We start from the raw sequence: 23,298 nt of genomic DNA, 5'->3' as shown, positions 1-23,298 counted from the left end.
AGGGAGATTTCCAAATGGCAAAGCAACTGCAAGACGCATACATCGTCGCCGCGAGCCGCACGCCGATCGGCAAGGCGCCGCGCGGCATGTTCAAGAACACGCGTCCGGACGAACTGCTGGTGCACGCGATCAAATCGGCCGTGGCGCAAGTGCCCGGCCTCGACACCAAGGTGATCGAAGACGCGATCATCGGCTGCGCGATTCCGGAAGCGGAACAAGGCCTGAACGTGGCGCGCATGGGCGCGCTGCTGGCCGGCCTGCCGAATACCGTCGGCGGCGTGACGGTGAACCGCTTCTGCGCGTCCGGCCTGACCGCGCTCGCCATGGCCGCCGACCGCATCCGCGTCGGCGAGTCGGACGCGATGATCGCGGGCGGCTGCGAATCGATGAGCATGGTGCCGATGATGGGCAACAAGCCGTCCATGTCGCCGCATATCTTCGACCGCAATGAAGACATCGGCATTGCCTACGGCATGGGCCTGACGGCAGAGAAGGTGGCCGAGCGCTGGAAAATCAGCCGCGAAGCGCAGGACGCTTTCTCGGTCGAATCGCACCGCCGCGCCATCGCCGCGCAGCAGGCCGGCGAGTTCAAGGACGAAATCGCCGCCTACACGATCACCGAGCGCTTTCCCGATCTCGCCACCGGCGAAGTCCGCGTGAAGACCCGTGAAGTGTCGCTCGACGAAGGTCCGCGCGCGGAAACGTCGCTCGAAGGTCTGGCCAAATTGCGCGCGGTGTTCGCCAACAAGGGTTCGGTGACGGCGGGCAACAGCTCGCAGACTTCGGACGGCGCGGGCGCGCTGATCGTGGTGTCGGAAAAGACGCTGAAGGAATTCAACCTGACGCCGCTCGCGCGCTTCGTCAGCTTCGCCGTGCGCGGCGTGCCGCCGGAGATCATGGGCATCGGCCCGAAGGAAGCGATTCCGGCCGCTCTGAAGGCCGCGGGCCTGAAGATCGACGACCTGGACTGGATCGAGCTGAACGAAGCGTTCGCCGCGCAATCGCTGGCGGTGATTCAGGACCTCGGGCTCGATCCTTCGAAGATCAACCCGCTCGGCGGCGCGATCGCCCTCGGCCACCCGCTGGGCGCGACGGGCGCGATTCGTGCGTCGACCGTGGTGCATGGTTTGCGCCGCCGTAACTACAAATACGGCATGGTCACGATGTGCGTCGGCACGGGCATGGGCGCAGCGGGCATCATCGAGCGCCTGTGAGCTTGATCATTCCGGCGTTCACCCCGATGTTCGCTTGGGTTCTCGCGGCAAGCTCCGGGGCGACCCGTTAAGAACCGCGCAACGGTTCGCAGGCCATCCGGCTTGCGGACCGTTTTTACATTCTGAGCAGGAGTACGAGGAGATGACGATGGATATTCTGGTCGAGCGCGCCGACGGCGTGCTGACGATTGCCTTCAACCGGCCCGACAAGAAAAACGCGATCACGGCCGCGATGTACCAGACGACGGCCGATGCGCTGGTCGAAGCGCAAGGCGACGCCGCGGTGCGCGCCATCCTGATCCGCGGCAGCGCGGGCATTTTCAGCGCCGGCAACGATCTCGAAGATTTCATGAAGGCGCCGCCGATGGGCGAAAACGCGCCGGTGTTCCAGTTCCTGCGCGCGATCAGTTCGGCGGAGAAACCGGTGGTGGCGTCGGTGGCGGGCCCGGCGGTGGGCATCGGCACGACCCTGCTGTTGCATTGCGATCTGGTCTACGCAGCCGACACGGCAAGCTTCTCGCTGCCTTTCGCGCAGCTCGGCCTGTGCCCGGAAGCGGCCTCGAGTCTGCTGTTGCAGCGTGTGGGCGGCTACCAGGCGGCGGCGGAGAAATTGCTGCTGGGCGAAGCGTTCGACGCCGCCGAGGCGCACCGCATGGGCTTCGTGAATCGCGTGCTGCCGGCTGCCGAAGTCGATGGGTTCGCCGCTTCGCAAGCTGCGAAGCTGGCTGCGCTGCCGGCCTCGTCGCTGCGTGTGACGAAGAGCTTGATGAAGCGCGCGAGCCACCAGGAACTGCAGACGCAGATGTCGGAAGAAGCCGTGCATTTCGGCAAGATGCTGCTCGCGCCCGAAGCACGCGAGGCGTTCAAAGCGTTCTTCGAGAAGCGCAAGCCGGACTTCCGGCAGTTCGACTGAGCGCCGCGCCTGAGCGCATCAGGCGCTCAGGTGTTCAGGCGCCCAGCCGCTCAAGGCTGCGCCGGCTGCAACGTGTCGTAGTCGACGTAGCTCTTTTCGCGGCAGAAGCTCACCAGCCGCACGCCCGCCTTGCGGGCAATCGCAATGGCCAGCGACGACGGCGCCGAGATCGTGGCGACCATCGGCACGCCGACCCGCGCGGCCTTGCGCACCAACTCGTAGCTGGCGCGGCTCGACAGAAACACGAAGCCCTCTTTGGTATCCACGCGATCGAGCACGAGCCGGCCGATCAGCTTGTCGAGCGCGTTGTGGCGGCCCACGTCCTCGAACGCGTAGCGGATCGCGCCTGCCGCGTCGCACCATGCGGCGGCGTGCAGGCCGCCGGTCAGCCGCGTCAACGCCTGGTGCCCGGGCAATTCCCGCGCGGCGCGCGCGATCGCGTCCGGCGCGAGCCGTTGCAGGAAACCGGTGTCCGGCACACGCTCGGGCTCCAGATCCAGCAGATCGATGCTTTCGATCCCGCACACGCCGCAACCGGTGCGCCCGGCGAGCGCGCGGCGCTTTTCCTTCAGCGCGACGAACGCCTGCTGCACGACCTGGAGCTGCACTTCGGCGTGCGGCAATTCGCCGTCGTCGTGCAACTCGACCTCGATGTCCTGAATGTCGCTGCCGCGCGCCACGATCCCTTCGGAAATGGCGAATCCGACCGCGAACGCTTCCAGATCGCGCGGCGTGCACATCATCACCGCGTGCGAAATACCGTTGAAGACGAGTGCGACCGGCCATTCCTGGCCGACGTGGTCGGTGACGGTTTCGACCACCTCGCCGCGATGCCGGCGCACCTGGCGCTCCACCGCGCCCGGTTGCCCGGCTGTTTCCAGTTCGTTCAAGCTAGTGACTCCTATGCCATGCTGCGCGCGCCTGGGCGGCTGGCGGGCCTGGGCGTTGCCGCCAGGCCGTGCCGCTGCCGCGCGAATAAGGTTCTAAAATACCTCAAGCTGGGCTTAAGCGTGGCCCGCCATCCACGAGGGACACTGCCATGGGACTCAACGAAGCGCCGCTTCTGTTCAACTTCGAGGTCGAGTCTTCGGAGAATTTCACTTACATCCCGATGTCCGTGCGCTTTAACCTCGACCGGTTCGGGCTGCGCATCTCGCTTGCGCAGTGGCAGTCGCTGCCGCTGGAAGACCGCAAGCTGCTGGCGCGTTTCCCGGTCGAGGAAGACGCGGAAATCGAACCGAATTTCGATCATGCGCTATTCGAAATGCTGCGCACCCACGCGAATGTCGAGCCGGAGTGGTTCACGCCCGAGGAAGCACCGGCCTGGCGCCGCACGGATAGCGTGCCGGAGGGCATCGCGCATCAGGCGCAACTGGCCGGCATCGCCGCGCCGGGCGTGGCCCGCTGGGCCGAACTGGAGCCGTTCAAGCGCTACGTGCTCGCCAAGCTGTCGCGCAAGCCGGAGGCCAACCACGACTTCATCCCCGCCATGAAGGAGTTCGGCGCGGCCGGCTAGGGCGGCCGGCCACGTTTTTTTCGTCCACTCCCCTCAACCTGTTCCGAACCCTGCCGTTATCCATGGGTTGGCGCGTAAAGAAATCCGTATCGATGCGGCCCGATGCATCGAAAGCGGCCGCGCACTCCCGCCCGCAGAACGATTGACGTTCGGAACCCATGACTTCTTTTCTATCGAAGCGGCTGCTGATCAACCTGGCGGTCGTCGCCGCAGCGGTCGGCGCGAACGCGTTCGTCGCCTACACGCAGATTTGCGGCCAGCGCGACGCCGACGCGCGCATGCTGCGTTCGACGAGCGTGCGCCAGAACCTCGACGCCTACCAGTCGACGCTCGACGGCGGCCTTGCCGCGCTCGGCCGCTTCGAGGCGTCGGGCGAGTCCGCGCCGGCCGGCGCGGCGACCGCCATGGCCGCGACGCTTGCGCGTCTGGAGCGCGACCTGCGCAGCGAGCTTGCCGGCGAACCCGCGCTGCTCGACGCGCTCGCCAGGCTGAGCACGGACAGCCACGCGTTGCAGCGCGACATCGACGACGCGCTGCTGCGAAGCGCCGGTGGCGGGCCGAACGCGTCGCGCGCGTGGGCGGCTTCGACCTACACTCACCTCGGGCTCGGCCTCGATCACGTCGAAGCCGCGCTGGCGGCGCTGCGCGGCGAGGAGAACCGCGCCTTGCGGGCGTCGCTCGCGGCCTCGGCAAGCGAAACCCAGCGGGCGATGTTCCTGCTGATCGTGACGATGCTGGCCGGCAGCGTGTTGCTGATCTACACGTTCGGCGCCCGCGAAAACAGCGCGCGCGAGAAGCTGCGCAGCGTGCGCGCGCTCGGCCGTCACGACGAACGCTTTCGCGGCCTGTTCGACGACCATCCGGTGCCCATGTACATCGTGGATCGTGAGACGCTGCGCTTTCTCGCCGTCAACGCGGCCGCGATCCAGCAATACGGCTATACCGAAAGCGAATTCCTCGCCATGACGATTCGCGCGATCCGGCCGCAAGCCGAAATCTCGCGTCTCGAATCGCACCTGCAGCGCAGCGACGCGACCCAGCACGGCCGCACCATGGCGGGTATCTGGCATCACCGGCGCAAGGACGGCTCGACGATCAGCGCCGACATTTCGTATCACGCGCTGAACTTCATGGGCCGCGCCGCGTTTTTCGTGCTCGCCGACGACGTCACCGACCAGATCAACGCCGAAGCCGAAGCGCAGCGTTCGAACCAGATGCTCGAAGCGGTGATCGACAACATTCCGCAGCGCGTGTTCTGGAAAGACATGGAGTCGCGCTATCTCGGCTGCAACATGGCGTTCGCGCGCGATGCGGGGCTCGCGTATCCCGAGCAGGTGGTGGGCAAGAGCGACGCCGACATGCCGTGGCGCGACTTCTCCAGTCTGCTGAGCGAGCACGACAAGGAAGTGGTGAGCACCGGCGTGCCGAAGATGAACTTCGAAGTCGATCTGATGATCGACGGCGTGCACCGCACCACGGTCACGAGCAAGCTGCCGTTCACCGACGGCGACGGCCGGGTGATCGGCGTGCTCGGTTCATACACGGATATCACCGAGCGCAAGCGCGCCGACCTTGCCTTGCGTCTGCAAAGCCGCGCGCTCGATGCCAGCGTCAACGCGATTCTGATCACCGCGCCCTCGCCGGCGGGCAATCTGATCGAATACGTGAACCCGGCGTTCATGCGCATTACCGGCTACGATGCCGCCGAGGCGATCGGCCACGATTGCCGCCTGCTGCAGCGTGACGACCGCGACCAGGAAGGCGTCGCGCTGATCCGCCAGGCGCTCGCGGCGAACCGTGAGGTGAGCGCGGTGGTGCGCAACTATCGCAAGGACGGCGCGTTGTTCTGGAATCAGCTCTTCATCGCGCCGGTGCCGAATCAGGACGGGGTGATCACGCATCACATCGGCGTGATCAACGACGTGACCGACCTGATGCGCTATCAGGAACAGCTCGAATATCAGGCCAATTACGACAGCCTGACGCGCCTGCCGAATCGCAACCTGCTGCGCGACCGTCTGCAGCATGCGCTGATCGTCGCGCAACGGCATCACAAGGGCGTCGCGGTCGTGTTCATCGATCTGGACGGTTTCAAGAACGTCAACGACAGCCTCGGCCACAGCGTGGGCGACCGGCTGCTGAGCGTGGTTGCCGAGCGCCTCGCGCGTTGCACGCGCACGAGCGACACGGTGGCGCGCCACGGCGGCGACGAGTTCGTGATCGTGATGACCGACACGGTTGACGAAAAGTCGCTGATTGCGTGGATGGAACGCGTGCGCGCGTCGATCTCCGAGCCGGTCTGGCTCGACGGCACCGAGCTGTACGTCGGCTGCAGCATGGGCGCGAGCCTGTTTCCGCAAGACGGCGAAGATGCCGAAACGCTGATGAAGAAGGCCGATCTCGCGATGTATCGCGCCAAGGACATGGGCCGCAATACGTTCCAGTTCTATCAGCCGGAAATGAACGCGAGCGCGGGCACGCGCCTGAATCTCGAGCGGCGGTTGCGCCGCGCGTTGCGCGACAACCAGTTCCTGCTGCACTACCAGCCGCAGGTGGATATCGAGAGCGGACAGATCGTCGGCACCGAGGCGCTGGTGCGCTGGCGCGATCCGGAAGTCGGACTGGTGCCGCCGTCGTCGTTCATTCCGGTGGCGGAAGAAAGCGGGCTGATCGGGCCGCTCTCGGAGTGGGTGCTGCGCGAGGCGTGCCGGCAGAACAAGGCGTGGCAGGACGAAGGTTTGCCCCCGGCGCGTGTCTCGGTGAATCTGTCGGCGCGGGTGTTCCAGCAGCGCGATATCGCCAAGCTGGTCATGCAGGTGCTGGACGAAACCGGCCTCGCGCCGCAGTACCTCGAACTCGAACTGACCGAAAGCACCATCATGCGCAACGCCGAAGAAGCCGTGTCGATGCTCAACGAGCTGCACGCGCTCGGCATCGGCCTTGCCATCGACGACTTCGGCACCGGCTATTCGAGTCTCAGCTATCTGAAGCGCTTCCCGGTGGACCGCCTGAAGATCGACCGCTCGTTTGTCTCCGACATCGGCGTGTCGGGCGACGATGAGACGATCACCTCGGCGATCATCGCGCTCGCGCACTCGCTGAAATTGCAGGTGATCGCCGAGGGCGTGGAAACCTCCGCGCAGCTCGACTTCCTGAAAGAGCGCGCGTGCGACGAGATGCAGGGCTTCTACTTCGCGAAGCCTTTGTCGACGGACGCGATGTCCGAGCTGCTGCAGGGCGGCGTGGGGCGCGAACTGGCGATGGTTTGAGCGTTCGCGCCGGGCGCGCTCACTGCGCCGGCGTGCTCACGAAAACCGGCAGGGCTTCCGCCTTTTCGGAGAACGACTGCAGGACGGGATGCGCCGTCTTGCTGACCATTCCCGGCAACATCATCTGCGTGAAATGCCAGGCCACCGCCACGGTGACGCCGGCCGCATCGAACTGATCGGCCTCGCCCGGCAGCGCCGCCGCCGCGAGATCGCGTTCGAGTTCGGCGTAGGCGGCGAACAGCTGCGTGCTCACGCGCTCGACCCACGGCTCGTGCTGCTTCTCCGCAGGACGCAGGTTGCGTTCGTAGACGATCTGCACGCTCTTCTCGCACGCGGCGAGCGCGAGACCCGTGAGACGGGCGGCGCGCAAGGCGGCCTCCGGCCGTGTCGGGAAGAGCTGCTGGTTCGGGCCGGCGAGCGTGGCCAGATACTGGAGAATTACCGTCGAGTCCATCACGGTTTGGCCGTTGTCGGCGATCAACGTAGGCGCCTTGACGACGGGATTGATTCTCGCGAACTGCTCGTAGGTGCTGAACACCGAGATCGCCTCGTGCTCGAACTCGAGCTTCAGCAATTTGAGGCAGATGGCGACCCGGCGTACGTAGGGCGAGTCCAGCATTCCAATCAGTTTCATCTCATTCCCGTTAGAACATCTATCATGGCGCGCCCAACTCCGCAGGGTTCCCGCGGTGCCCCCGTCGGTCGGGGACAAGGGCGCTCTGAGCCAATAGATTAAGCATCTCCGCGCATCAAAAAAAGCGACAATTAACGACGATCTACGTCAGAATTTCTTACATGAAACCAATCCCGCCTTTGACCGCGCTGCGCTGCTTCGAGGCCGTCGCCCGCCTGGGCGGCGTGACGCACGCTGCACGCGAACTGCATGTCACGCACTCGGCGGTGAGCCAGCAGATCAAGGTGCTGGAAGATTCAATGGGCGTCGCGCTGTTCACGCGCGAGGCGCGCGGGCTGCGGCTGACCGAGGAAGGGCGGCTTTACGCGCTCGACATCCGCATGGCGCTGCGCGACATCACCCATGCCACGCGCCGCGCGCAGGCGCGCCCGCACGAAAGCGAACTGGTGATCACGACCTTGCCGTCGTTCGCGCAGCATTGGCTCGTGCCGCGCCTCGCCAGCTTTCGCGAGGCCTACCCGCACTACCGCATCCGCTTGCTGACGAGTTTGCAGGTGGAGGACTTCCGTCAGGGCGTGAGCGATATCGGCATCCGCATGGGCCAGGGACATTGGCCCGACGTCGCGCAACAGAAGCTGTTCGACGACGAGATGGTGGTGGTCGCGGCGCCGCATTTCGCGCTCGCGCCGAACGGCCGCTTTCCCGCCAGCGCCGAGGACGTGATGGCCTGTCCGCTGATCTCGAGCCCCGATACGCCATGGCATGACTGGTGTCAGGCGGCGCAGGTGGCGGAACCGGCCGACGGGGCCGTGGTGTTGTCGGCGAACGATTCGAATATCGTGATCGGCGCCGTGCTGCAGGGCCAGGGCGTCGCGCTCGAACGGCGCAGCCTGGTCGCGTACGCACTCGCCCGGGGCGAACTGCGGCAGATCACCGATATCCGCGTGCCTTATCGTTACCCGTACTGGCTCGTCTGGCAGCAACGCGAAATCCTCGATGCGTCGCAGGCCCATTTCGCTCAGTGGATCGAAGGCCAGGTCGACGCCTATCTGCGCGGTAGCGGCGCATCGGTGGTGGGCCGTCGCGCGGGGTAGCCCGTGCGGCTTCGCGCTGGGCGGGCCGTGACGCGGGGGCTATGACGCGTGGGTTGTGACGCGTGAGCTTCGACGCACGGCTTCCGGCGTGGGCTTTCGAAAAACGCGACGCTCGCAACGACGTTTTTCGAAAAAGCGCGTCTGTCGGATATATTGATGCTTCCCATCTCAACATGCGCTGGGAACCACGAAGCACCGATTCACGTGGCGTTGCGCCCGCCTTTCGCTGCTCGCACCGGGTGATGGGCGTTTCGCCGTCGACTATTCGCCAATCCGCGCCAATCCGACTGGAGAGAACAATGACGTCGTCACCTGCAAAGAAGCTGTCTGTGTTGCTGGCATCGGTTGTACTGAGTGTGGCATGTGCCGCGCCGGCGTTCGCGCAGAGCGGCGGCGGCGGTGGCCCGGCGGGGAACGATTCCGACGCGGCGATACCGTCGGCCGCATCGAAAGCGGCTCCGTCCACCAAGGCTGAGCGCAAAGCCGCGCGCAAACAGGCGCGGGCGAAGAAAAACGCCGAGTTGAAAAAGTTGGAGGCCAACGGCTATCAGCCGTCGCGCAACGATCCGAACTATCCAAACGACATTCAGAACGCGCAGAAGAAGGCGGGAATCGGCGCGGCGGCGAGCCAGTAACCCGGCGTAGCGTTTGACGCTCGAGCTGTGAAGCCGAAACACAACGAGGCGCCTCGGCGCCTCGTTTTTCGTTTACCGCGGCCGCTCAATCCAGCGCCGGCAGCGCGCGCGGACGACGGTCGCTGTCGGTGGCGACGTAGGTCAGCGTGGCTTCGGTGACCTTCACGAGGTCTTCGGTCAGGCTCATGCGTTGCGCGTAGACCTCGACCTCGACGGTGACCGACGTGTTGCCCGTCTTGACGATGTCCGCGTAAAAGCTCAGCAGATCGCCGACGAACACCGGCTGCTTGAACACGAACGAATTGACCGCGATGGTCGCCACCCGCCCGTTGGCGCGGCGGCTCGCCGGAATCGAGCCGGCAATGTCCACTTGCGCCATGATCCAGCCGCCGAACACGTCGCCGTGGACGTTCGCGTCCGAAGGCTGCGGCACCACGCGCAGCGCGCAGTGCTTTCGCGGGAGTTGAAGAAGTTCGGTCATCGGGGCACCCTTGAGAAACGTGTTGGTTCGGTAGGCTGGACCAGCAGGCGGGGCAATTCACGACAACGTTACGGCACGCACCGCGCGGCCAACGTGCAACCTACGGCCGGTCAACCCATGAAAAGCGGCGCCAGCCGGCTTCTGCGACAATAGAAAGATCAGGAATTGTACGGGAAAGCGCCCAGCCGGGTCGCGCGACAAGATGCGGTGTGCCGGGCCGGCATGCCGCGGTCGGCGCGCCGCTGCGAACTCCGGCACTTCCACACTCTCCCCAGCCGATTCCCATGCGCCGCACGCCCTCGTCCGAACCCTCTCCGATCTCCACCCAGCCGCGCAACGACTGGCAGACCATTCTGTCGCTGCTGCCGTACCTCGCCACGTATAAATGGCGCGTCGCCTTCGCGCTGAGCTGCCTGATCGGCGCGAAGGTCGCCAATCTGGGGGTGCCGATCGTCATGAAGCGAATCGTCGACAGCCTCGCCTCGGTCCAGCATCTCACCGCGCTCGGCCGCGCCAACGATTCGCCGGGCCTCGTCCTGCTGGGCGGCGTCGGCCTGCTGGTGGTCGCGTATGCGGTGGTGCGGCTGTCCACGTCGCTATTCACCGAACTGCGCGAGATTCTGTTCTCGAAGGTGACCGAAAGCGCGGTGCGCCAGTTGGCGCTGAAAGTGTTCCGGCATCTGCATGCGCTGTCGTTGCGCTTTCATCTCGAACGGCAGACGGGCGGGATGTCGCGCGATATCGAGCGCGGCACGCGCGGCATTACGCAACTGATCTCGTATTCGCTGTACAGCATTCTGCCGACGCTCGTCGAAGTCGGACTCGTGCTCGGCTTTTTCGTCGTCAAGTACGAGGCGTATTACGCGGTGGTCACGTTCATCGCGCTCGCGGTGTACATCGTCTTCACGGTGAAGGTGACGGAGTGGCGCACGCATTTTCGCCGCACCATGAACGATCTCGATTCGAAGGCGAATTCACGCGCGATCGATTCGCTGCTGAACTACGAGACCGTCAAGTACTTCGGCAACGAAGAGTGGGAAGCGAGCCGTTACGACGAAAACCTGAAGCGCTATCGCACGGCGGCGATCAAGTCGCAGCGCTCGCTGTCGGCGCTGAACTTCGGCCAGCAGGCGATCATCGGCACCGGGCTCGTGTTCATTCTGTGGCGCGCCACGCAAGGCGTGATGGCCGGGCGTCTCACGCTGGGCGATCTGGTGTTGATCAACACCTTCATGCTGCAACTCTATATTCCGCTGAATTTTCTCGGCGTCGTGTATCGCGAGTTGAAGCAGAGCCTCACCGATATGGACCGCATGTTCACGCTGCTCGGCGCGGCGCAGGAAGTGCCCGACGTGGACGGCGCACCCGCGCTGCGCGTGAGCGGCGCGCAGGTGCGCTTCGAGCACGTGAACTTCGCGTACGAACCGGCGCGCCAGATTCTGCACGACGTGAGCTTCACCATTGCGGCGGGCACGACGACGGCGGTGGTCGGCCACAGCGGCTCGGGCAAGTCGACCCTCGCGCGGCTGATGTTCCGCTTCTACGATCTGGATCGCGCGACGGGCGGCGCGATCACCATCGACGGTCAGGATATTCGTGACGTCACGCAGGATTCGCTGCGCGCGTCGATCGGCATCGTGCCGCAGGATACGGTGCTGTTCAACGACTCGATCTACTACAACATCGCGTACGGCCGGCCGTCGGCGACCCGCGAGGAGGTGATCGCGGCGGCGCGCGCGGCGCATATTCACGAATTCATCGAGGGGCTGCCGAAGGGCTATGAAACGCCGGTCGGCGAGCGGGGCCTGAAGTTGTCCGGCGGCGAAAAGCAGCGCGTGGCGATTGCGCGGACCATCCTCAAGAATCCGCCGATCCTGTTGTTCGACGAAGCGACTTCCGCGCTCGATTCACGTTCCGAGCGCGCGATTCAGCACGAGCTCGATCTGATCGCCCGCGAGCGGACCACGCTAATCATTGCGCACCGGCTTTCGACCGTCGTGCATGCGCAGCAGATCATCGTGATGGACAAAGGGCGGATCGTCGAGCGCGGCACGCATGCGGAGCTGTTGCGCGCGAACGGCCTGTTCGCGCAGATGTGGGCGTTGCAGCAGCGTGCGAGCGAGGCGCCGGAATCGGCGGAGACGGTCGGCGCGGGGGACGGTGGGCGATAAGAAACGGCTGCGGTCGCCTGGCGTCGCGCGGCGCTAACCTTCAGCGCCGGATGCCGGATGCCAAACGCCAAACGCCAAACGCCAAACGCCAAACGCCAAACGCCGACAGAAGAGAGCGGAACGCCTAGCGCTTCTCGTCCAACGCGCGCAAACGCCGATCCAGCTCGCCTAACTGCGCGGGCGTGCCGACGTTCTCCCACAAGCCCTCGTACAACTCGCCGCTCGCCAGACCGCGTGCAATCGTGTCGCGGTAATACGGCGTGAGCGCGCGCCGCGTGCCGCGTGGCAGGTCACGGAACATGCGGGTGTCGTAGAGGCCGATGTTGCCGAACGTGAAGCGCGGCTCGGCCTCGAGCGACAGTGCGCCGTCGGCCAAACCGAAGTCGCCCACGGGATGAAACGCCGGATTCGGCACCATCACGAGATGCATGCCCGGCTCGGGTAACGCCGCGAGCTTTTCCGCGCGAGCATGCAACGTGGCGTAGTCGAAGTCCGCGTACACGTCGCCGCTGACCGCGACGAACACGTCACTCGCGCCGTTGTCTTCGAGCAGCGGCAACGCCTGCACGATGCCGCCCGCGGTCTCCAGCGCCTCGCGCTCGGCCGAGTAGCGCAACGCCACCTGCCAGCGCGAGCCGTCGCCGAGCGTGGCCTCGATCTGCTCGCCGAGCCACGCGTGATTGATCACGATGGTTCGAAAGCCCGCGTGCACGAGCCGCTCGATCTGCCAGACGATCAGCGGCTTGCCGCCCACTTCGAGCAAAGGCTTGGGACGCGTATCGGTCAACGGACGCATGCGCTCGCCGCGGCCGGCGGCGAAAATCATCGCTTTCTTGAGGGACATCGTCATCGGTCAGAAGGTGTAGCCGACTTCATTCGCGCGGCCTTCGAGATCGTCGAGCAGCTTCGCGAACGGACGCAGCGGCGCATAGCGTTCCGCGACCTTGCGCGCGTAGCCGATGAAACGCGGCAGGTCCTTCATGTAATGCGGCTTGCCGTCACGGTAGTTGATCCGGCAAAAGAGCCCCAGCACCTTGATGTGCCGTTGCAGACCCATCCATTCGACCTGACGATAAAACTCGCCGAAATCGGGATCGACCGGCAGACCGGCCTTTTTTGCCCGCTCCCAGTAGTACACGAAGCAATCCAGCTCGAACTCTTCGTCCCAGCTCAGGAACGCATCGCGCAACAGCGAGGCGACGTCGTAGGTGATCGGGCCGTACACCGCGTCCTGGAAGTCGAGCACGCCCGGGTTCACCGGATTGGGCTCGGCGGCGACCATCAGATTGCGCGGCATGAAGTCGCGCAGCATGAACACCTGCGGCTGCGCGCGGGCGCTCGCGATCAGCAGCGCAAACGTGCGCTCCAGCACGCCACGGGTCTTTTCGTCGGCCTCGCGGCCCAGATGCCGGCCGAGAAACCACTCCGGCATCAACTCCATCTCGCGGCGCAGAAAGGCTTCATCGAACGGCGGCAGCACGCCTTCGCGCGAGGTGAGCTGCCAGCGGATCAGCGCGTCGAGCGCATCGTGCATCAGCGTGCGGGCGCGGCGCGGGTCGCCTTCGTGTTGCGCTTCGGTGAGCGCGCCAAGGTACGAAGCCGTGCCCAGATCCGTGACCAGCATCAGGCCGGCCTCGAAATCGACCTCCAGAACACGCGGCACGTGCACGCCGGCGGTCTCGAGCAACTGCGCGAGCTGCACGAATTCGCGGCATTTTTCGGGCGGCGGGGCGTCGACGGCGATCAGGGTGGCCCTGCCTTCGCCTTCCGCCGCCTTACCGGCGAGCCGGAAATAGCGGCGAAAACTGGCGTCGGACGAAGCCGGGACGAGTGTGTCGAGCTCGAGCGCATAGCGCGCCGCATGGCCGTTCAGCCAGGCTTTGAGCAGTTCGAGACGGGTGTCGGTGGAGTCTTGGAGTGGGGGCAGCGTCATGAAAACCGGCGGCAAATTCAGAGGGGCAACGTCTTGCCATATAATACCCCACGACTTTTTTGACGCGGCTCACGCCGGCTTTCGCGTATTCCGCTTTACCGCCCGCCTCATTGTTCGACAGATTGTAAATATTGATGTGCAGCCGACTGTCACGGTCGGGGTGTGCAGGCGGTGGACCGTGACTGCAGAAGCTGATGGACGAGCCGATTCGCCAAACGATACATGCCGCCTAGACAGCTTTCCCAAACGACTCCCTCCTGTGCCACCGTGCCGCGCAAAAGGCGGCTCGTCGCGGCGTTAATCGCCGTTCCGGGCCTGATGCCCGCGCTTGCGCACGCCCAGTTGGTGGGGGAAGCTGCGCAGCCGCAACCCATCGACGCGCCGTGGGGCATGCAGCTCGCCCCGCAACTCGAGGAACGTCCGCTGCAGCCGGGCCAGAAGCCGGCCACGTTCGTGCTCGGCGATGCGACGAGCGGCACCACCGACCAGGACATGGCCGCCAAGGGTTCAGCCGAGGTGCGCCGCAATACGGTCGTCATCAAGGCCGACGCACTGCACTATGACGAGGACACGGACATGGCCGACGCGTACGGCCAGGTCCACGTGGTCAACAACGGCAATTCGTTCGTCGGGCCGGAAGCGCATATGCGCGTGGATTCGAGCGAAGGCTTCATGACCTCGCCGAAGTACCACTTCAACGTGACGGGCGGCTCGGGCAGCGCGGAGCGCGTCGACCTGCTCGACAGCGAGCGCTCGGTGTTCACCAGGGGCACCTACACGGCCTGCGCGTGCGCGGACGACCCCGCCTGGTACATCAAGGGCAGCGAATTCGATTTCGACACCGGCGCGGACGAAGGCGTCGCGCACAACGGCGTGCTGTTCTTCCAGGGCGTGCCGGTCTTCGCCTCGCCCTGGCTGTCGTTCCCGCTCTCGGGCGAACGCCGCAGCGGGATTCTGCCGCCCACGTTCTCGGTGAGTTCGTCGAACGGCTTCGAACTGTCGGTGCCGTATTACTTCAACATCGCGCCGAATCGCGATCTGACGCTCACACCGCGTCTGATCTCCAAGCGCGGCGTGCAGTTGCAGTCCACGTTCCGTTATCTGTCGCCCACGTATTCCGGCTCGATCACCGGCGAGTTCCTGCCGGACGATCACCTGACCAAGACCAACCGCTACGCGCTGTACATCCAGCACAACCAGAACTTCGGCAACGGGTTCGGCGGCTACATCTACTACAACAAGGTTTCGGACAACACGTATCCGGAAGACCTGTCGTCGTCGGTCAATCAGTTCATGAACGGCACCCAGCTCCTGTATCAACAGGAAGCCGGGTTGACCTATAACAACGGCCCGTGGTCGGTGCTCGCGCGTGAGCAGCACTGGCAGACGCTCACGCCGTCCGTGGCGCCGTACGGCCGCGAGCCGCAGTTGAACGTGAAGTACGCGAAGTACAACGTCGGCGGCTTCGACTACGGCGCGGAAGCCGACTACACGAATTTCCGCATCACCACGGCGGACATGACCGAAGGTCAGCGGGTGATGTTCAACCCGTACCTGTCGTATTCGGTGGTCGGGCCGGGTTACTTCGTCACGCCGAAGGTGCAATGGCACTTTGCGTCGTACAACCTGAACCACCTGAGCGCCGCCGACGTCGCGGCCGGCACGCCGAAAAACTTTACCGAATCGATCCCGACGCTTTCGTTCGATACGGGACTGATCTTCGACCGCTCGGTGCGGATCTTCGGTCAGGATTACATCCAGACGCTCGAACCGCGCCTGTACTACGTGTACACGCCGTATCGCAACCAGCAATCCGCGCCGCTGTTCGACACGGCCGAGTCCGACTTCGGCCTCGCGGAAATCTTCACGCCGAACACCTTCGTCGGCAACGACCGGATCGCCGACGCGAACCGTCTGACGGCCGCCCTCACCACGCGTTTCATCGACGCGGCCACGGGCGACGAACGGGCGCGTTTCGTGATCGCGCAGCAGTACTACTTCCAGGACCAGCGGGTCACGCTGCAGCCGACCCAGACCAGCGCGCAGGCCACGCATTCGGACCTGATCGCGGGTGCGTCCTTCAAGCTCGGCGCGGGTTTCGCTTCGGAAACGGCGTTCCAATATAATGCCGACAACAACCAGTTGGTGAAGACGAGCGTCGGCTTCGGGTTCAGTCCGGCCACCGGCAAGGTGATCAACGTCGCGTACCGCTACACCCGCGCGAACACCACGCTGGACAACACGCCGATCAATCAGGTGCTGATTTCGGGCCAATGGCCGCTCGCGCACCGCGTGTACGGGGTCGGCCGTTTCAATTACGACCTGGGCGGGCATCGGATCGTCGACGGTCTGGTCGGCCTGCAGTACGACGCCGATTGCTGGACGCTCGGCGCCGGGATTCAGCGCTATGCGAACGGCCTGAACACCTCGGGGCAGAATCAGTCGAGCACGCGGTTTCTCGCGCAGTTGACGTTCAAGGGCTTGTCGAGCGTCGACAACGGGCTGATGACCGCATTCCGCAGCAGTGTGGCGGGCTACACGCCGCTGCCGCCGCCGCCGCCGCCGGAATCGCGTTTCACCAACTACGAATGACGCTCGCCCGATCATTTATAAAGTGCGAAAAGACGGGCCAGGCGCGCCCGACATCATTGGAGTATCTGTGGCAATCATGAAAAAGCTTCGCTTGGCAACGCTTGCGGCCGGTCTTGCCGCCGTGGCGTCTTTCCTGTCGGTTGCTGCGCCGGTGCAGGCGCAGGCGCTGGGCGGCAATAGCGGCCAGACGGTCGACACCATTGCCGCAGTGGTCAACAACGGTGTCATCACGCGGCGCGAACTCGACGAACGCATGGGCCTGATCACCCGCCGCCTGAATCAGCAGAACGCGCCGGTCCCGCCGGCGGACCAGCTGCGCCAGCAGGTGCTCAACCAGATGGTGCTGGAACGCATTCAGTTGCAGAAGGCGAAAGAAGACGGTATCAATATCGACGACGCCACCGTGCAAAGAACGCTTGAACGGCTTGCGGCGGCGAACAACCTGACGCTCGACGTGTACCGCTCGCGGATCGAGGCGCAAGGCGTGCCCTGGAGCACCTTCACCGGTGACGCGCGAACCGAACTCACGCTCTCGCGCCTGCGCGAGAAGGAAGTGGACAGCAAGGTCACGGTCTCGGACGCCGAGGTCGCGAACTACATCGCCAGTCAGCGCGGGCCGAACGCCGGCCTGACGAGCGACCTGCATCTGCAGCACATTTTCATCAAGGCGCCGCTGAACGCGCCGGAGACCGATATCGAAGCGGCGCAGAAGAAGGCTCAGGCCCTGCTCGCCGAAGCCAAGGGCGGCGCCAACTTCGAAAAGCTGGCGAAGTCCAATTCGCAGGCGCCGGACGCATCGAAAGGCGGCGATTCGGGTTTCCTTGCGCCGGCCAAGCTGCCGCCTGAATTCGTCAAGGCCGCCTCGACGCTGCGCCCGGGCGAAGTCAATCCGGATCTGATCCGCACCAACGACGGTTTCGAAATCGTGCGCCTGGTCGATCGCCGCGCGGGGCAGGGCACCAGCTCGGATGCGCCGAAGCTCGTGCAAACGCATGTGCGCCACATTCTGCTGCGCGTCGGCGACGGCATGTCGGAGCCGCAAGCGCGTCAGAAGCTGCTCGAAATCAAGAACCAGATTGCCTCGGGCGGCGACTTCGCCAAATTCGCGCACACCTACTCGCAGGACGGCTCGTCGTCGCAGGGCGGCGACCTCGGCTGGATCAGCCCGGGCGAGACGGTGCCGGAATTCGAGCGTGCCATGAACAGCCTGCAGGACGGCCAGATCAGCGACCCGGTTCGCAGCGAATACGGCTACCATCTGATTCAGGTGCTGGGCCGCCGCGAATCCGAAGGCTCGGTCGCCCAGCAGATGGATCTGGCGCGCCAGGCCATCGGTCAGCGCAAGGCGGAACAGGCCTACGCCGACTGGCTGCGCGCACTGCGCGACACCGCGTATGTGGAAGTGAAGCCCACCCTGTCGAGCACGCAATAAACGTCATGACAACCGCCGCCCAGTCCGCCCGCCCACCGTTGCAGATCGCGATCACGACCGGCGAGCCCGCCGGCGTCGGCCCCGAGCTGACGGCGCAGGCGCTCGCCGGCGCGGCGGCGCATTGGCCCAACGCACAGTTCACCGTGCTCGGCGACGCGGACCTGCTTGCCGAACGCGCGCGCGCCGTGGGTGTCGACTGGAGTGCGCTGGTGGCCGATGGCAAGCGCGTGCGTGTGCTGCACCGGCCGCTTGCGGCGCCTGCTGTAGCGGGCAAGCTGGACGCGGCCAACGGCCGCTACGTGCTCGATCTGCTCGACAGCGCGATAGACGGCGCGCTGGCCGGCACCTTCGACGCGATCGTGACCGCGCCGCTGCAAAAGAGCACCATCAACGATGCCGGCGTGCCGTTCACCGGCCACACGGAGTATCTGGCCGAGCGCACCCACACGCCGCGTGTGGTGATGATGCTGGCCGGCACCGGCAAGCGCCCGTTGCGTGTCGCGCTGGCCACCACGCATCTGCCGCTCAAGGATGTGTCCGCCGCGTTGTCCATCGAAAGCATTCTCGAGACGCTGCGCATTATCGATCACGATTTGCGGCATCACTTCGGTTTGCCGGCGCCGCGCATTCTCGTGACGGGCTTGAATCCGCACGCGGGCGAAAACGGTTATCTCGGGCGCGAGGAAATCGAGGTCATCACTCCGGCGCTGAAGCTCGCGGACGAGCAAGGCATCGACGCGCGCGGTCCGTACCCGGCTGACACGCTTTTCCAGCCGCGTTATCTCGAGCAGGCCGACTGCGTGCTGGCCATGTTTCACGACCAGGGCCTGCCGGTATTGAAGTACGCCACGTTCGGCGAAGGCATCAATATCACGCTCGGTTTGCCGATCATCCGCACCTCGGTCGATCACGGTACCGCGCTGGATCTGGCCGGCACCGGCCGCGCCGACGCGGGCAGCCTGATCGCCGCAATCGAGACGGCGGTGTCGATGGCGCAGCACCGCCGCCCGGGCTGAGCCGAGGGCGACACACGGCTTCGTGCGCGCTCTTTGCGCGTTTTTTACCATGTATGCTGCCGCTGCACGGCACGTGCGGCTCGGCGAGCGGGCGCGACAAAGCGCATCGGTCAGCAAGCTCCTATTCTTAAGCAGTTCTCTTTCTTAGCGTTTCTTCGATGTCCACCAGCAGACAGCAACAGGGCCGGCACCAAGGTCATATCGCGCGCAAGCGTTTCGGTCAGAACTTTCTGGTCGACATGGGCGTGATCGATTCGATCGTCGACGTCATCCGGCCGCAGCGCGGCGAGCGCATGGTCGAGATCGGGCCGGGCCTCGGCGCGCTCACCGAACCGTTGATCGAGCGTCTGGCGACGCCTGACGCGCCCTTGCACGCCGTGGAACTGGATCGCGACCTGATCGGCCGTCTGAAGACGAAATTCGGCGACCTGCTCGAACTGCATGCGGGCGACGCGCTCGCGTTCGACTTCGGCTCGCTGGCCGCGCCTGGCGAGAAGGCGTCGCTGCGTATTGTCGGCAACCTGCCGTACAACATTTCGAGCCCGCTGCTGTTTCATCTGACGGCGTTCGCGCATCGCGTGATCGACCAGCACTTCATGTTGCAGAACGAAGTGGTCGAGCGGATGGTGGCGGAGCCGGGCACCAAGGCGTTCAGCCGACTCTCGGTGATGCTGCAATACCGTTACGTGATCGACAAGCAGCTCGACGTGCCGCCCGAAGCGTTCCAGCCGCCGCCGAAAGTCGATTCGGCGATCGTGCGGATGATCCCGTACGAGTTGCATGAACTGCCGCCCGTCGACGAGCGCGTGCTCGGTGAAGTGGTGACAGCGGCGTTTTCGCAGCGCCGGAAGATGCTACGCAACACGCTGGCCGCGTATCGCGATTCGGTGGATTTCGAAGGGCTCGGCTTCGATCTGCAGCGCCGCGCCGAAGACGTGCCGGTGGCCGAATACGTGCGCGTCGCGCAGATCGTGGCGGGCAAGGCCTGAGCCCAACGCCTGTGAGCCAGATTCCTAGGTGCTCACGCGCTTTGCCGGCGCGTTGACCAGCGCGATGCCCGTCAGCACCAGCACCGCGGCCATCAGAAAACGCAGACTGAACGACTCGCCGAGCAGCAGCACGCCGAAGCTCACGCCGAACAGCGGCGTGAGAAACGAGAATACCGACAGGCGCGACGCGATATAGCGCGTCAGCAACCAGAACCACACCAGATAGCTGACGAACGCCACGATCACGGCTTGATACGCGAGGCTCACCACCGCCAGCGGCGTGACGGTCTCCACGCGCGCCTGGCCGAGTCCGAATGCAAGCGTGAGCAGGACCACCGCCGACACCGTCAGTTGATAGAACAACGTCTTGCTCGCGCTCGAGTGGGCGAGGCGCGTGGCGCGCACCACCACGGTCGTGGCGGCCCACGCAATGCCGGCCAGCACGCCGAGCGCGTCACCGGCGACACCTGTCAGCATCGAGCTGCTTGCGGCGTGGCCATGCAGGAAACCATCCGCAAAGGCGAGCGCCATCCCCATGAACGCCACGAAGATACCGAGCCACTGAATCCGCCGCATGCGCTCGCCGGCGACGAACCAGTGCAGGCCGAGCGCCGTGAAGCACGGCGCGGTGTACAGAAAGACCGCCATGCGCGACGCGCTGGTCAACGTCAGGCCCAGAAAAATGCACACGAACTCGCTGGCGAACAGCACGCCCGCGAGCACGCCGGCGCCCAGGGTGCCGTCGTCGCGAAAGAGCGGTGTGCCGCGTGAGCGCGCCCAGCCCCATACCAGCACCGCCGCGATCGCCGAGCGCAGGCCGGCCTGAAAAACCGGCGGCAGCGCCACGTTGGTGCTCTTGATCGCGACTTGTTGAAGACCCCAGATCGCGCACAGGCCGATCATCAAGAGGATGGCGAAGCTATCCGGGGCGCGGCGTGCGGGCAGGGAGGTGGTGCTCATGAGCTGAGTGGAGGCGGGAATAGCTCGTACGATAGCAAACCTCGCCGTCACGCCGACCGATGACCCCACCGCCTACGCGTGCTTCTTACACGCCGCAAGCTTTTTGCTGATTTCACGACACCCGCGCAACACCGACCTCAGACTAATTTCGCACCGTTACCGTTTCGCGCTAAGGTTCAGCCACTAACGTTTTGTCAGGACATTCTCACCGGCCGCATCCTGTGCGGCGCAAGGCTTCTCAGTACGAAGAACGCGAAGTACAGACGGACAGCGGGCCGGACGGGCTCGATGGTCCGCCACGGCAGACGAACTCCATCCGCGCGACGCGGAGCCTATACGAGGAAAAGCGATGAAGAACGTAGGCAGGTGGGCGGCGGCCGCGGTGCCCGCGGCGTTGGCGTCGTTGGTGTGCCAGACGGCGCACGCGCAATCCAGCGTGACGCTCTACGGTGTGGTCGATGAGAGCGTGCGCTATCTGACTCATGCCAACCGGGCCGGCGATTCGTCGATCGGACTCGGCAACGGCGGCATGACGCAGAGCCGCTGGGGGCTGAAGGGCGTCGAGGATCTGGGCGGCGGCTGGTCCGCTTTCTTCAAGCTCGAAAACCGCATCTATATCAACAGCGGCCAAAGCGATCCCACGCTGCCGTTCTTCAATGAAGCGCAGGTCGGTGTACGTTCGGATTCATACGGTCAGATCATCCTCGGCCGTCAGTACAACGTCGTGATCGAAGGCGTCACGGTGGCCGGCTACGGCAGCAATGCCTGGATCCCGTACGACTTCAGCTTTCAACCTGAAGTGACGATGACGGGCGGCATCTGGACCAGCAACCAGGTGCAATATCAGGCGAGATATAACGGCTTCACGTTCGCGGCCGGCTATGCATTCGGCGGCAATGCCGGCAATTCCTATGGCAGCCAGATCGGCGCGGCCGCGGCTTATAAGCCGGAGGGCGGCCCGCTAAGCGTGGGCGGCGCATACGAAGTGTCGAAAGACTCCGTCAACGGCGCGGCCGCGAAGACCTGGACTTTCGGCGGTGCGTACACCTGGAACCTCACGCGCTTTTCGGCTGGCTACATCGTCAATCAGAACGATGCGGGCTTTTCGAATTTCGCCAATGGGCCGTTTACCGCGCCCGCGCTGGCGGCCCTCAAGTACACGGACTTTGCGCGGCGCCGCATGATCATGGGCGGCATCACTCAACAGGTCAGCAACAAGTGGCACTTCGCCGCGAACGTCTGGCGCACCCTGCAGGACGGCAAGACCGCCGCGCAGGACGGCTCAGCCTGGCAGTACCAGCTGGTTGCCGACTACAACCTGTCCCGCCGCACCGACATCTATCTGGAAGGCGACTATTCGATCTATCGCGGCGATCTGATCGGGGCGCAACTGCAAGGCGTCAACGGCGTCGGGCTCGCGCAGAAGGGCACGCAGATCGGCTTGATGGCGGGCGTGCGGCATCAGTTCTGAGGTCGGGCTTGGGTCAGGCGCGCCCTGCAGCGCCGCGGGATTCCGGGTACATTTACGTTCTCGCTATCACGCAACAGGGAGTGCACAATGCGCCTGCTTCACACCATGCTCCGGGTCGGCGACCTGGACCGCTCGATTGCCTTTTACACCGAACTGCTCGGCATGAAACTGCTGCGCCGCGAGGATTATCCGGACGGTAAATTCACGTTGGCCTTCGTCGGTTACGAAGATGAGCGCGACGGCACCGTGCTCGAACTCACCCACAACTGGGACACGCCTTCTTACGACCTCGGCACCGGTTTCGGCCACCTTGCCGTCGAAGTGGACGACGCGTACGCCGCATGTGACAAGATCAAGGCGCAAGGCGGCACGGTCGTGCGCGAAGCCGGCCCGATGAAGCACGGCACGACCGTGATCGCTTTCGTCACGGATCCGGACGGCTACAAGATCGAGTTCATCCAGAAGAAGAAATGAAGCAGGGCGGCGGGGCGAGATCGAACGATGAATAACAGCAATCCCTACTTCAAGGAACTCGACGAGATCCACGTCGAAATCGAGGCCCTGTTCGACGGTTCCGCGGATGAAGGCGCGCTGCAACGAATCATGGCGCGCTTCGCTCCGCAATTCACGCTGGTCATGACCTCGGGCATCGCGCTGGATTACGCCGGCTTGCGCGAAACATTCTCGAAGCTGCGCGGCGCGCGTCCAGGCTCGCAAATCAGCATCCGCGACAAGGAGATCGTCGCCGAGTATCCGTCAGGCGCGGTGGTGAAATATCGCGAGTATCAGCGCGACAACACCGGCAATGCCAACGTGCGGCGCTCCACGGCAGTGATGGATCTCGACGCGCACGGCAAGGTAACGTGGCGTCATCTGCAGGAAACCTTCTGCTCCGAATGAGCCGAATGAGCCGAATGAGCAAAGGAGTCTGACAAGCCGGCGCTTCAGTTTGACATTGAAGCGCCGGTTTCAAGGCGC

Annotated in this window: 20 protein-coding genes; 14 read left to right on the top strand and 6 right to left on the bottom strand. The window is 64.7% G+C overall.

What is annotated here, in order from left to right; all coding sequences use genetic code 11:
• The first annotated feature begins 14 nt into the window (after positions 1-14).
• Positions 15-1,214, top strand: coding sequence for an acetyl-CoA C-acyltransferase (locus CJU94_RS02945; protein WP_095417486.1), 1,200 nt, complete (start codon positions 15-17; stop codon positions 1,212-1,214).
• A 142-nt stretch (positions 1,215-1,356) separates the two neighbouring features.
• Positions 1,357-2,127, top strand: coding sequence for an enoyl-CoA hydratase (locus tag CJU94_RS02940; protein WP_095417485.1), 771 nt, complete (start codon positions 1,357-1,359; stop codon positions 2,125-2,127).
• Between the two features lie 50 nt (positions 2,128-2,177).
• Here the strand turns inward: CJU94_RS02940 and fdhD are convergent, their stop codons facing one another.
• Entirely contained in the window at positions 2,178-3,017 is an 840-nt protein-coding gene (fdhD, locus tag CJU94_RS02935; protein WP_095417484.1) for a formate dehydrogenase accessory sulfurtransferase FdhD, read from the bottom strand.
• Positions 3,018-3,166: 149 nt separating this feature from the next.
• On the opposite strand from fdhD, the gene CJU94_RS02930 reads away from it, so the two are divergent.
• Positions 3,167-3,643: a nitrate reductase associated protein gene (locus CJU94_RS02930; protein WP_095417483.1), complete on the top strand. Its 477-nt coding sequence runs from the start codon at positions 3,167-3,169 to the stop codon at positions 3,641-3,643.
• 158 nt (positions 3,644-3,801) lie between these two features.
• The gene (locus CJU94_RS02925) at positions 3,802-6,912 is read left to right on the top strand and encodes a sensor domain-containing protein (protein WP_095417482.1); all 3,111 of its coding nucleotides are present in this window, start codon (positions 3,802-3,804) and stop codon (positions 6,910-6,912) included.
• Between the two features lie 19 nt (positions 6,913-6,931).
• On the opposite strand, the gene CJU94_RS02920 is transcribed toward CJU94_RS02925, so the two are convergent.
• The gene (locus CJU94_RS02920; protein ID WP_095417481.1) at positions 6,932-7,546 is read right to left on the bottom strand and encodes a glutathione S-transferase; all 615 of its coding nucleotides are present in this window, start codon (positions 7,544-7,546) and stop codon (positions 6,932-6,934) included.
• A 161-nt stretch (positions 7,547-7,707) separates the two neighbouring features.
• Here CJU94_RS02920 and CJU94_RS02915 point away from each other — a divergent pair, with 161 nt between their 5' ends.
• Positions 7,708-8,640: a LysR substrate-binding domain-containing protein gene (locus tag CJU94_RS02915; RefSeq protein WP_095417480.1), complete on the top strand. Its 933-nt coding sequence runs from the start codon at positions 7,708-7,710 to the stop codon at positions 8,638-8,640.
• 299 nt (positions 8,641-8,939) lie between these two features.
• Positions 8,940-9,275, top strand: a complete 336-nt coding sequence (locus CJU94_RS02910; protein ID WP_091796729.1) for a DUF4148 domain-containing protein — start codon at positions 8,940-8,942, stop codon at positions 9,273-9,275.
• An 85-nt stretch (positions 9,276-9,360) separates the two neighbouring features.
• On the opposite strand, the gene CJU94_RS02905 is transcribed toward CJU94_RS02910, so the two are convergent.
• Entirely contained in the window at positions 9,361-9,756 is a 396-nt protein-coding gene (locus CJU94_RS02905; protein WP_095417479.1) for an acyl-CoA thioesterase, read from the bottom strand.
• Positions 9,757-10,040: 284 nt separating this feature from the next.
• Between CJU94_RS02905 and CJU94_RS02900 the strand changes: the two genes are divergently transcribed.
• Complete coding sequence (locus tag CJU94_RS02900; protein ID WP_095417478.1) at positions 10,041-11,927, top strand: ABCB family ABC transporter ATP-binding protein/permease; 1,887 nt, start codon at positions 10,041-10,043, stop codon at positions 11,925-11,927.
• A gap of 124 nt (positions 11,928-12,051) precedes the next feature.
• On the opposite strand, the gene murU is transcribed toward CJU94_RS02900, so the two are convergent.
• Together murU and CJU94_RS02890 are read right to left on the bottom strand one after the other, a co-directional pair.
• On the bottom strand, positions 12,052-12,777 hold the full coding sequence (gene murU / locus CJU94_RS02895; protein ID WP_095417477.1) for an N-acetylmuramate alpha-1-phosphate uridylyltransferase MurU: 726 nt from the start codon (positions 12,775-12,777) through the stop codon (positions 12,052-12,054).
• A gap of 3 nt (positions 12,778-12,780) precedes the next feature.
• Positions 12,781-13,860, bottom strand: coding sequence for an aminoglycoside phosphotransferase family protein (locus CJU94_RS02890; RefSeq protein ID WP_095417476.1), 1,080 nt, complete (start codon positions 13,858-13,860; stop codon positions 12,781-12,783).
• A 222-nt stretch (positions 13,861-14,082) separates the two neighbouring features.
• Between CJU94_RS02890 and CJU94_RS02885 the strand changes: the two genes are divergently transcribed.
• From CJU94_RS02885 to rsmA, 4 genes are all read left to right on the top strand, one after another.
• Positions 14,083-16,452 carry an LPS-assembly protein LptD gene (locus CJU94_RS02885; protein WP_095417475.1) on the top strand — a complete coding sequence of 790 codons (2,370 nt, stop codon included), beginning with the start codon at positions 14,083-14,085 and terminating at the stop codon, positions 16,450-16,452.
• 67 nt (positions 16,453-16,519) lie between these two features.
• Entirely contained in the window at positions 16,520-17,884 is a 1,365-nt protein-coding gene (locus CJU94_RS02880; protein ID WP_095417474.1) for a peptidylprolyl isomerase, read from the top strand.
• Between the two features lie 5 nt (positions 17,885-17,889).
• Positions 17,890-18,900: a 4-hydroxythreonine-4-phosphate dehydrogenase PdxA gene (gene pdxA / locus CJU94_RS02875; RefSeq protein WP_095417473.1), complete on the top strand. Its 1,011-nt coding sequence runs from the start codon at positions 17,890-17,892 to the stop codon at positions 18,898-18,900.
• A gap of 158 nt (positions 18,901-19,058) precedes the next feature.
• Positions 19,059-19,889 (top strand): 16S rRNA (adenine(1518)-N(6)/adenine(1519)-N(6))-dimethyltransferase RsmA, encoded by an 831-nt coding sequence (gene rsmA / locus CJU94_RS02870; RefSeq protein ID WP_095417472.1) that lies wholly within the window; start codon positions 19,059-19,061, stop codon positions 19,887-19,889.
• 24 nt (positions 19,890-19,913) lie between these two features.
• Here the strand turns inward: rsmA and CJU94_RS02865 are convergent, their stop codons facing one another.
• Positions 19,914-20,849, bottom strand: coding sequence for a DMT family transporter (locus CJU94_RS02865; RefSeq protein WP_095417471.1), 936 nt, complete (start codon positions 20,847-20,849; stop codon positions 19,914-19,916).
• Positions 20,850-21,198: 349 nt separating this feature from the next.
• On the opposite strand from CJU94_RS02865, the gene CJU94_RS02860 reads away from it, so the two are divergent.
• The 3 genes from CJU94_RS02860 to CJU94_RS02850 all read left to right on the top strand — a co-directional run bounded on the left by CJU94_RS02860 (position 21,199) and on the right by CJU94_RS02850 (position 23,220).
• A complete protein-coding gene (locus CJU94_RS02860; protein WP_095417470.1) occupies positions 21,199-22,320 on the top strand; it encodes a porin in 1,122 nt (373 codons plus the stop codon).
• 87 nt (positions 22,321-22,407) lie between these two features.
• Positions 22,408-22,794: a lactoylglutathione lyase gene (gene gloA / locus CJU94_RS02855; RefSeq protein ID WP_095417469.1), complete on the top strand. Its 387-nt coding sequence runs from the start codon at positions 22,408-22,410 to the stop codon at positions 22,792-22,794.
• A 27-nt stretch (positions 22,795-22,821) separates the two neighbouring features.
• The gene (locus CJU94_RS02850) at positions 22,822-23,220 is read left to right on the top strand and encodes a hypothetical protein (protein WP_095417468.1); all 399 of its coding nucleotides are present in this window, start codon (positions 22,822-22,824) and stop codon (positions 23,218-23,220) included.
• Positions 23,221-23,298 lie beyond the last annotated feature (78 nt).

It is taken from the genome of Paraburkholderia aromaticivorans (assembly GCF_002278075.1).
GTDB lineage: Bacteria > Pseudomonadota > Gammaproteobacteria > Burkholderiales > Burkholderiaceae > Paraburkholderia > Paraburkholderia aromaticivorans.
This window is presented reverse-complemented; position numbering and strand designations above follow the sequence as displayed.